At 65.3% G+C, this 8,795-nt stretch carries 11 protein-coding genes and 1 pseudogene; 2 read left to right on the top strand and 10 right to left on the bottom strand.

Going from position 1 to position 8,795, the window contains the following annotated elements:
* From AC1DS3_RS16775 to phnC, 5 genes and pseudogenes are all read right to left on the bottom strand, one after another.
* Positions 1-240, bottom strand: a pseudogene (locus AC1DS3_RS16775) (GNAT family N-acetyltransferase); the annotation flags it as partial.
* 43 nt (positions 241-283) lie between these two features.
* Complete coding sequence (locus AC1DS3_RS16770) at positions 284-820, bottom strand: phosphonate degradation HD-domain oxygenase (RefSeq protein ID WP_441635401.1); 537 nt, start codon at positions 818-820, stop codon at positions 284-286.
* Between the two features lie 69 nt (positions 821-889).
* Positions 890-1,681: a phosphonate ABC transporter, permease protein PhnE gene (gene phnE, locus AC1DS3_RS16765; RefSeq protein WP_441635403.1), complete on the bottom strand. Its 792-nt coding sequence runs from the start codon at positions 1,679-1,681 to the stop codon at positions 890-892.
* Between the two features lie 102 nt (positions 1,682-1,783).
* The gene (gene phnD / locus AC1DS3_RS16760; protein ID WP_441635405.1) at positions 1,784-2,776 is read right to left on the bottom strand and encodes a phosphonate ABC transporter substrate-binding protein; all 993 of its coding nucleotides are present in this window, start codon (positions 2,774-2,776) and stop codon (positions 1,784-1,786) included.
* A 69-nt stretch (positions 2,777-2,845) separates the two neighbouring features.
* On the bottom strand, positions 2,846-3,685 hold the full coding sequence (phnC, locus tag AC1DS3_RS16755) for a phosphonate ABC transporter ATP-binding protein (protein ID WP_441635407.1): 840 nt from the start codon (positions 3,683-3,685) through the stop codon (positions 2,846-2,848).
* 63 nt (positions 3,686-3,748) lie between these two features.
* Here phnC and AC1DS3_RS16750 point away from each other — a divergent pair, with 63 nt between their 5' ends.
* Positions 3,749-4,105, top strand: coding sequence for a DoxX family protein (locus AC1DS3_RS16750; protein ID WP_441635409.1), 357 nt, complete (start codon positions 3,749-3,751; stop codon positions 4,103-4,105).
* A gap of 23 nt (positions 4,106-4,128) precedes the next feature.
* Here the strand turns inward: AC1DS3_RS16750 and AC1DS3_RS16745 are convergent, their stop codons facing one another.
* The 3 genes from AC1DS3_RS16745 to AC1DS3_RS16735 all read right to left on the bottom strand — a co-directional run bounded on the left by AC1DS3_RS16745 (position 4,129) and on the right by AC1DS3_RS16735 (position 5,509).
* On the bottom strand, positions 4,129-4,419 hold the full coding sequence (locus tag AC1DS3_RS16745) for a type II toxin-antitoxin system RelE family toxin (RefSeq protein WP_441635411.1): 291 nt from the start codon (positions 4,417-4,419) through the stop codon (positions 4,129-4,131).
* Positions 4,409-4,663: a type II toxin-antitoxin system Phd/YefM family antitoxin gene (locus AC1DS3_RS16740; RefSeq protein ID WP_441635413.1), complete on the bottom strand. Its 255-nt coding sequence runs from the start codon at positions 4,661-4,663 to the stop codon at positions 4,409-4,411. Before AC1DS3_RS16740 ends, AC1DS3_RS16745 begins: the two co-directional genes overlap by 11 nt.
* Before the next feature lie 195 nt (positions 4,664-4,858).
* Entirely contained in the window at positions 4,859-5,509 is a 651-nt protein-coding gene (locus AC1DS3_RS16735; protein ID WP_441635415.1) for a VTT domain-containing protein, read from the bottom strand.
* 219 nt (positions 5,510-5,728) lie between these two features.
* Here AC1DS3_RS16735 and AC1DS3_RS16730 point away from each other — a divergent pair, with 219 nt between their 5' ends.
* Positions 5,729-6,130: an OsmC family protein gene (locus AC1DS3_RS16730; RefSeq protein WP_441635417.1), complete on the top strand. Its 402-nt coding sequence runs from the start codon at positions 5,729-5,731 to the stop codon at positions 6,128-6,130.
* A 70-nt stretch (positions 6,131-6,200) separates the two neighbouring features.
* On the opposite strand, the gene AC1DS3_RS16725 is transcribed toward AC1DS3_RS16730, so the two are convergent.
* Together AC1DS3_RS16725 and AC1DS3_RS16720 are read right to left on the bottom strand one after the other, a co-directional pair.
* On the bottom strand, positions 6,201-7,433 hold the full coding sequence (locus tag AC1DS3_RS16725; RefSeq protein WP_441635419.1) for a bifunctional alpha/beta hydrolase/OsmC family protein: 1,233 nt from the start codon (positions 7,431-7,433) through the stop codon (positions 6,201-6,203).
* A gap of 183 nt (positions 7,434-7,616) precedes the next feature.
* On the bottom strand, positions 7,617-8,789 hold the full coding sequence (locus tag AC1DS3_RS16720) for an acyl-CoA dehydrogenase family protein (RefSeq protein ID WP_477127556.1): 1,173 nt from the start codon (positions 8,787-8,789) through the stop codon (positions 7,617-7,619).
* Positions 8,790-8,795 lie beyond the last annotated feature (6 nt).

Here is an 8,795-nt window from a genome sequence, read left to right as displayed (position 1 = left end):
GAACACCAGCAGGCAAAACGTGCCGAGCGCTTCGCCGGCGGCGCTGCGCATGAGGTAGCAGCGATAGTGCGGCATCGCCTTGAGCTGGGCGAACAGTGCACGCATGCGCTGCAACGGCAGCGGCGTCTCGTTGTCCATTTCGGAGAGCAAGGCGGCAACCTGCAGCAGTTCGGCATCGGTGCCGGTCACTTCGTGCAGGGTCGGGCCGCCGCCGGTGCGGCGTGCATCTGGCAGGTCCATGCGGATATCGGTTTCGAGTGAGGTTGCAGAGGTGCGATGCGGGTCAGGGAGCACGCCGCAGGCAGCGCGCTACCATCGGCAGGTAGTACTCCAGCGGCGGCGTGGCAAGGCCGACGACCTTGGCCAGGTCGTCGTAGCGGCGCAGGCGCACGGCTGCCGGCCCGTGGGGATGGGCGACGAAAGCCTCCGCCTGGGCCGCGTCAAAGGGGCCGCCCTGCAGTGCCAGGCTGTGTTGCGAGGCTGGCGACAGGATCGCCTGGTAGCCCGGCACGGTAGCGCACAGGTAGCGCTTGGCGGCCACATGCATGCGCACCGGCTCGGTCACCTCCGGCCCAAACCCGACCGCCAGCAGGTCGGCGCCGACTTCCTGGTGGCGCATATCGGTGGTGCTGTCCTCGGACATCACGAGGTGGCCAAGGTCGTGCAGCAGGCTGGCGACGATCAGCGGCTCGGGGTCGCCGGCCTGCTCGGCTAGTTGCGCGCACTGCAGCGCATGCTCGGTCTGGGTGATGGCCTCGCCGCCGTAGAAGGCGGTGCCGTGGCCGGAGAAGAGGATTTCGATGCGCCTGAGGATGGTCATGATGATTTGTKTGTGCGGGCTGATGTCGTGAGGCAGATTGAGGTGGCTTGAGGCGGCTTGGGACCGCTGTCAAACCAGCGCCTTGCGGATCCGGGCGGACAACAAATCGATAAGCGTGACAAAGCCAACGATGATGATGATCACCGCGCAGGTCTCGGCATACTGGAAGCTGCGGATGATCTCCCACAGCACGGTGCCGATGCCGCCCGCGCCGACGATGCCAAGCACCGTGGCCGAGCGCACATTGGATTCGAAGCGGTACAGCGCATAGGAGATCCACAGCGGCAGCACCTGCGGGATCACGCCATAGACCACCTCTTCGAGTGCGTTGGCGCCGGTGGCGCGCACGCCTTCCACGGGGCGCGGGTCGATGGCCTCCACGGCTTCCGAGAACAGCTTGGCGAGCACGCCGGTGGTGTGCACCCACAGCGCGAGCACGCCGGCGAAGGGGCCCAGCCCCACCGCCACGATAAACAGCATGGCGAACACCATCTCATTGATGGCGCGGCAGGCATCCATCACGCGGCGCATCGGCTGGTAGACCCAGGCCGGCACGATGTTGGCGGAACACGCCAGGCCTAGCGGCACGGCAAACACGATGGACAGGAAGGTACCCCAGATTGCGATCTGCACGGTCACCAGCATCTCGTCCAGGTAGATGCGCCAGTCACGGAAGCTGGGCGGAAAGAAGTCAGCAGCGAATTTCGCCATGTTGCCCGAGTCCCTCCACAGGTCGAGCGGACGCATGTCGGCGCCCTGCCACGACATGACCAGCAAGGCGAGCACCACCGCCCAGACGAACATGACAGGCAGGCTGGCACGCGGCGGACGAACGGCACGAGGCGGAGTGGCTGGGATCATGGTGGGGTTGGCGGGAGGATGCATGAATACTTGGGCGAAAGCGAAGATGAGGCGGCGGTGTGCGGCCCGCCCCGGCTTTGGGGCGGGCCGACGATGGGCGCGTTACTGCGCGCTGGCGGCGATCTTGTCGAGCTCAGCCAGCTTGCTGCTCAGGTCGGCAAGGCGCTTTTCCTTGTCCGGCGCGGCCATCGTGGTGTCGGACTCGATCTTGGTCTTCTCGCGGGCCAGCTCGATCTGGCGGATCGGCACCAGCTGCTTGTCGTTGGACGCACGGAAACCCTGGTAGGTCAGCTTGGCAAGGTTCTCTTTCTCGCGCGCGGCGTCGGCACCCTTGCCATAGTTCACGAAGAAGGTCTGTACCTTGGCCTTGACATCGGCCGGCAGGTCCTTGCGGTAGACCAGCGGATCCGCCGGGATCAGCGGCGACTTCCACAGCACGCGCACCTGGTCATAGGCGTTTTTTCCGGTGTTGATGCGGTAGCGCTCCATGTTCTCGGTGTTGTTGACCGCCACGTCGACCTGCTTGTTCAGCACCGACAGCAGGTTGGTTTCGTGGTTGCTCACGCGCACCGTCTTGAAGAAGGTCTTCGGCTCGATCTTGTGGGCGCCCCACAGGTAGTGGCCCGGCACGGCGGTGCCCGAGGTGGAGTTCGGATCGCCCGCGCCGTAGCTCAGCGACTTGCCTTGCTTGAGCACATCGTCCAGCGTCTTGAGGTTGCTGTCCTTGTTGACGATCAGGAGCGACCAGTAGCCKGGGTTGCCGTCCTTGTCGATCACCGAGGCGAACACCTCGCCGTTGGCGCGGTCCACCGCTTCGATGGCGGACTTGTTGCCGAACCAGGCAATCTGCACCTTGTTGAAGCGCATGGCTTCGATGATGCCAGCGTAGTCGGAGGCGAAGAACGGCTTGACCTGCACGCCCAGCTGCTTGCCCAGGTCATCGATCACCGGCTGCCAGGCGGACTTCAGGTTGGACGAGGTTTCCGTCGAGATGAAGCCCATATTGAGGACCTTGCCTTCCTGGGCAAAGGCGGGCAACGAGAGCGCGCCAGCGGCGCTCGTGACGATCAGGGCGAAAAGGGTTCTGCGCAGCATGAGGGAACTCCGAGGAAAAGCCTTGTTGGGGGTGCTTGCGGGAAACATTGCGAAGAAATCCAGGGTCAGTCAGGCCGCCGCCAGGCCGCCGTGCAGCATGGCGGGCGCGGCAACCTCCAGCCCCGCGCCGTCGGGCAGCAGCTCGGCGGCCTCCGTGCCATACAGCTCGCGCAGCATGGCCGGGGTCAGCGCCGCGGACAGGCCGTCGTAGACCACTTTGCCGTGGCGCAGCGCGACCACACGCGGGCAATAGCGCATCGCCACATCCACCTGGTGCAGCGACACCACCACCGCCACGCGGCGCGCTCGGTTGATCTGCGCCAGCAACTCCATCACGCGCCGCGCGGATTCGGGATCTAGCGAAGCGATCGGCTCGTCAGCCAGGATCACCCGCGCGTTTTGCACCAGCGTGCGGGCAATGGCCGCGCGCTGCTGCTGGCCGCCCGACAAGGTGGAGGCCCGCCTAAAGGCATAGTCGTCTATACCAACCTGGGCAAGTGCTTCGAGCCCTGCGTCGATCTCACCGACATGGAAGAAGCGGGTCAGGCTGCGCCACAGCGGCACGCGCGGCAGCATGCCGGTCAACACGTTCGTGATCACCGGCAGGCGGCCCACCAGGTTGAACTGCTGGAATACAAAACCAATTTCTGCCCTTGCCGCGCGCACATCGCGCGCCAGCCGGCCGCCTTGCTGGATGCCCCGGCCATTGACCAGCACCTCGCCGGCGCCGCCCGCATCGGCAGCGATAAACCCCGCCACGTGGCGCAGCAACGTGGACTTGCCCGAGCCCGAGGCACCCAGCAGCGCCACCATTTCACCAGGGGCTACGGCAAGGCTCACGTTATCCAGCGCCTTGCGTCCCGCCTGGAACGACTTGGACAGGCCGCGCACTTCAATCGCATGCGTCATCCCACACTCCTTGCATCAACAGTGAGCGCATTCTGGGTGGCGCGGATGACAAAACGATGAAGGTTGGAGAGCAATCTCGAATTGGGAGGCGCGCATGGCCAGCCGCCTGCACCAAGTGGCCTTGAGCCGACCTCTCTGCCGGGCCGGCGGGCCGGCGGACCGCAGAGGCTGCTGGGCGCGCTGGGGGTGCTGTGGCGGCCCACCCGGCGAGCGGCGGGATACTGCCAGGCGCTGCTGACGCTTGCGGTCACGCCGGCCAATGTCTACATGTGGCAGCACCCCGAGCTGTTCCCGAAGATTCCGCCGAGCCCACTGGGTATCCGCCTGGTGGTGCAGGTGTTGTTGCTGGTGTGCATCTTGTGGAGCACGAGCCGGCAGGATGATGCAGTTGCTACGCAAGATGGGGACGGCGAACCATAGGCCGGGGCAAAACAAGGTGACCGCTATCGCCTCACACCAGCCCGGCGATAAGCCTCACTCTTGTCCCATCGTCCAACAGCGAGCACCAGCACAGTGACGGTACGATCGTTCACCTCGTACACCAGTCGGTACCCGGCATCGCGCAGCTTGATCTTGTACACGTCCTTCATGTCCTTGCCGCTGAGCTTGGCAGACTGCACCCGGGGTTCGGCCAGACGTTTCTCGAGCTGCTTTCGAAACTGATCCTTGATCGACGCATCGAGCTTCTTCCATTCCTTCAAGGCGTCTTCGTGAAAGGCAAGCTCATAACTCATCCAGCGACACCTTTACGGCCTTCCCGCCGCGACGCTGCCGAACGATTTCCGCAAGCTCGATGTCCTCGAGCCTGTCCATGAGTGCTTCGAAAGCCTGGGCGGGAACCAGGTATGCGGCCGGGCGATTGTGATTGAGGACTGCTACGGGCTCGTTCCCGGCCTCCTCAATGATGGCACCGGGGTTGCGGCGAAGGTCCGTGATGCTTACGGTCGCGGTAGCGTAGATGGCGCGTGTGACAGTCATATCTTTGGCTTGGCCTGTGTAGCGAGTTGCAATCGGACTGCATGGACAGGCTTGCAGTCCGTTTATTAGCCGTAATAAAGCACACAATTTAGCATAAAATTTGGGTATTTTTTATGTTATCGATCCGTCACTGGAAGCCGGGCGGCCCGAGACGTTCAATGTCCATGCTTGCGCGCCGTCGCAACCGCAAACGACTCACCCCCGCGCCCCATGCCTCCCCCTCACCGCCCGCCACGCACTCGCCACCACCAGCGAGCCCAGCCCGAGCGCAAGCCCAAGCAGGACGATGGCGCTCATGTGGTCGCGCACCAGCGGCACATTGCCGAAGAGAAAACCGCCAACCAGCAGCGACACCACCCACACCGTGGCGCCAGCACTCGCGGCCAGCGTGAAGCGCGTCGCGGACATGGCGGACACGCCCGCGACGAAGGGGGCAAAGGTGCGCACCACGGCGACGAAGGGGGACAGCAGCAAAGTCAGGCTGCCGTGGCGCTGGTAGAAGTCATGTGTCCTGCGCAGCGCGTCGCGGTTGATCCAGCGGTAGCCGCCGGTGAGCACACGAGACCCGATGGCTTTGCCGATGGCGTAGTTCAGCAGGCTGCCGGCCACCGCGGCGGCCAGCAGCACCGGCAGCAGGATCCATAGCTTGAGCGCGCCCGACGCGCAGAACGCGCCACAAAGGAACAGCAGCGGGTCGCCAGGCAGGAAGAACAGCGGCAACAGCCCGATCTCGCAGAACACGATGGCAAACAGGATGCCGTAGACCAAGGTGCCGTACTGCGCGATGGCAGGGCCGAGATGCTGGTCGAAATGCAGCAGCAACGGCAAGACTTGCGATGCTTCCATGCGTGCCCCCGATCTTGAAGCGATGGCTACAGTGTAGGCGCGCCCCGGCCGCCGGGCACTTCGGGCGGGTACGGTGCCCGGGCCGCTATGCCGATGACAAGCGGGAAATATGCCGAGAGGAGCCTTTCCCTGCGGCGCGCGCCCGCATAATATTGAGCACAACCCGCACAATCCGCGCAATCCGTACAACCATCTGCACCAACAACCCCAGGAAATGCCATGTCAAATTCCCAAGCCACCGCCCGAATCGGCCCGGTCGATGCCAACTACCTGGTGCACCTGCAGGCCGGCAGCCACGCGCTGGTCGGTGACGAGTCCGCCGGGCTGGGCGGCACGGACCAGGGCCCGCCGCCCTTTGCCTTCGTGCTGTCCGGTCTGGTGTCCTGCACCGCCATCACGCTGAAGATGTATATGCAGAGAAAACAATGGCCCGTGGCCGATGTGGAAGTCACGGCGGTCTTCCAGGGCAAGGACGAGGCACGCTTCATCCGGCGCGAAGTCCGGCTTAGCGGCGCGGAACTGGGCGAGGCCGAGCGCGAGCGGCTCGCGCAGATCTGCGAGCGCACGCCGGTGACGCTGTTCCTCAAGGGTGCATCGCGGATCGAGACAACCTTCCTCTGAGGAGGCCCAGGCAAAAACGGAAGGGACAGCCCGCAGGCCGCAGGCCACCGCTTCCGGTTCGTGCCGGCGCCTACCTGGCGGCAGTCTCCGCCAGATGGGTCCGCACCACCACCTCCGAATGCAGGGTCCGGTGGACTGGGCACTTGTCCGCGATCTCCAGCAGCGCCGTGCGCTGCGCCTCGTCCAGCGGGCCGCGCATGGTGATCTCCCGCTCGATCCACTCGATCTTGCCTTCGGTGGTGGAGCACTCCGCGCAATCGGTCGCGTGGATCTTCTCGTGGCGCAGCGTGACCGCCACGTGTTCCAGCGGCCAGCCCTTGCGGTCCGCATACATGCGCATGGTCATGGCGGTGCAGGCGCCCAGGCCCGCCAGCAGCAGGTCGTAGGGCGCGGGCCCGCCGTTGAGCCCGCCGAACGAAACCGGCTCGTCGGCCAGCAGGTGGTGCGGCCCGGCGGTGATGCGCTGCTGGTACCTGCCGGCATGGCTTTCCTCCACCCGCACCAGCCCTTCCTCGGCCACCGCGGCCGGCACATCCAGGGCATCGATGTCGAGGTAGCGCTGGCTCCATGCCGCGATGGTGTTGGCCACGTAAACGGCATCGGCCTTGCGCGTGAGCAGGTGATCGGCACGGTCGAGCGAGACGAAGCTCTTGGGATGCTTGGCGGCAATGAAGATCTGCGTGGCGTTATCGATGCCGACGGTGTCGTCCTGCGGCGCATGCATGACCAGCAGCGCCTTGCGCAGCTTGGCTACGCTATCGAGCAGCTTCTGCTCGGCCACGTCTTCGATGAACTGCCGCTTGATCTTGAACGCACGGCCGGCGAGCCGGACCTCGGCCTCTCCATCGGCCTCGATGCGCGCGGCCTGGTCGCCGAACAGGCCGACCACATGGCTCGGATCGCTCGGCGCGGCGATGGTGACGACCGCCTTGGCTTCAGGGATGCCGTGCGCGGCGCTGAGCACCGCCGCGCCGCCCAGGCTGTGGCCAATCAGCAAGGCCGGCGCCCGGTGATGCTGGCGCAGATAGTCCGCCGCCGCCAGCAGGTCGGCCACGTTGGACGAGAAATTGGTATTGGCGAAATCACCGCCGCTGCCGCCAAGGCCGGTGAAATCAAAGCGCAGCACGGCGATGCCGTGTGCCGTCAGCGCCTGCGCGATACGCGTCGCCGCCAGCACGTCCTTGCCGCAAGTGAAGCAATGGGCGAACAAGGCAAAGGTGCGAACCGGGCCAACTGGCAAATCCAGCCGCGCGGAGAGTTGCTGACCATCACTTCCCGGGAACTGCAGGCGCTGGGCTTCCATGGGTATCCTCATGCTTGACGCGAACTGTATGAGGTTCCCACTCTAGCCAAGTTTGCCGCCGAGTGCTACTGGCGTCGCATGGCTGGCTGCGCACAACGCACTGGGGCGACGGCAAGCTTGCCGGCGCCCCGCTTTCCGTTGTACGCAAAAGCGCACCCGTGGCGAGCTTGCGCTGCTGGCGGATCAGGCTGCCTTCGGCGCGGCCGCCTTTTCCGGGCGCTGCGAGAAGGTCCGCTCGAACACCGCTTCGGCKATGCGGTTCTTGAGTATTTCAATGGAGCCGCCGGCGATCATCCAGCCGCGGCAACGGCGCAGGCAATACTCCACCAGCGCCTCCTGGCTGTAGCCCATGCCGCCCATCACCTGCAGGGACTCGTTGGCCACGTCGAAGCCCGCCTGGTTGCAGAACGCCTTGGCAATCGCGGTTTCTTCCGCCGAGGGAAAGCCGCTGTCCGCATTGGCAGCCGCCCTGTACAGCAGCAGCTGGCCGGCATCGAGCTTGATCTTCATCTCGGCGAACTTCCATTGCAGGCCCTGGAACTCGCACAGCAGGCGTCCGAACTGCTTGCGCTGCATCGCCCAGTCACGCGCCACCTGGTAGGCATAGCGTCCAAGCGCCAGCGAGCGCGCGGTGTTGCCCATGCGCTCGACATTGAAGCCGGCGATCTGTTTCTTGAACCCCCCCTCGCCCAGCAGCACGTCGGAAGCCGGGATGCGCACGTCCTCGAAGTAGATCTGCGCCCATTCCTCGCCGGACATGAACCTGGAGCGCTGCCCGATACGCACGCCCGGCAGCTTGGTATCGATCAGCACGGAACCGATGCCGCCCACGCCCGGGCCAAAGCGCACATAGGCCAGGATCACGTCGGCGTGCGGGCCGTGGGTGGTGAAGACCTTGGTGCCGTTGATCAGGAAATCGCCGCCGTCGGGCGTAGCCGTGGTGCGCAGCTCGGTCACGGCGGAGCCGGCCTCGGGCTCGGTCATGCCGACGGAGATCAACGCCTCGCCGGCCAGCAAGCGGCGCAGCCATTTGTCCTTCTGCGCCGGCGAGCCGTACTCCGCCAGCACGCGAATGGCGCCAAAGTTGCCAGCCTGGATGACGTCGGCACTGCGCGGGCAGACCGCGGCAACAGCCTGGATGGCGATGATGGCGTCCATCAGGCTGCCACCCTGGCCACCGTCGGCCTCGGCAATGGTGATGCMCAGCAGGCCCTGCTCGCCCATCTTGCGGGCCACACCCCACGGGTACTCGTCGGTATGGGCGCGGGCGACGGAGCCGGCGCGCAGCTCGCGCTCGGCAAAGCGCGTCACGGYGCGTTCGAATTCGGCCTGCTCCTGGGTCAGTCTGAAATCCATGATGGT

This window comes from Cupriavidus sp. 01L46 (assembly GCF_056399905.1).
Note: the sequence above shows the minus strand (reverse complement) of the source record. Positions and strands in the feature narration are given on the sequence as shown.

Coding starts and splice junctions, on each gene's coding strand:
- AC1DS3_RS16740 (WP_441635413.1), bottom strand. CDS start 4,663: ATGACTGTCACACGCGCCATCTACGCTACCGCGACCGTAAGCATCACG.
- AC1DS3_RS16730 (WP_441635417.1), top strand. CDS start 5,729: ATGTCAAATTCCCAAGCCACCGCCCGAATCGGCCCGGTCGATGCCAAC.
- AC1DS3_RS16735 (WP_441635415.1), bottom strand. CDS start 5,509: ATGGAAGCATCGCAAGTCTTGCCGTTGCTGCTGCATTTCGACCAGCAT.
- AC1DS3_RS16725 (WP_441635419.1), bottom strand. CDS start 7,433: ATGGAAGCCCAGCGCCTGCAGTTCCCGGGAAGTGATGGTCAGCAACTC.
- AC1DS3_RS16745 (WP_441635411.1), bottom strand. CDS start 4,419: ATGAGTTATGAGCTTGCCTTTCACGAAGACGCCTTGAAGGAATGGAAG.
- AC1DS3_RS16770 (WP_441635401.1), bottom strand. CDS start 820: ATGACCATCCTCAGGCGCATCGAAATCCTCTTCTCCGGCCACGGCACC.
- phnC (WP_441635407.1), bottom strand. CDS start 3,685: ATGACGCATGCGATTGAAGTGCGCGGCCTGTCCAAGTCGTTCCAGGCG.
- phnE (WP_441635403.1), bottom strand. CDS start 1,681: ATGATCCCAGCCACTCCGCCTCGTGCCGTTCGTCCGCCGCGTGCCAGC.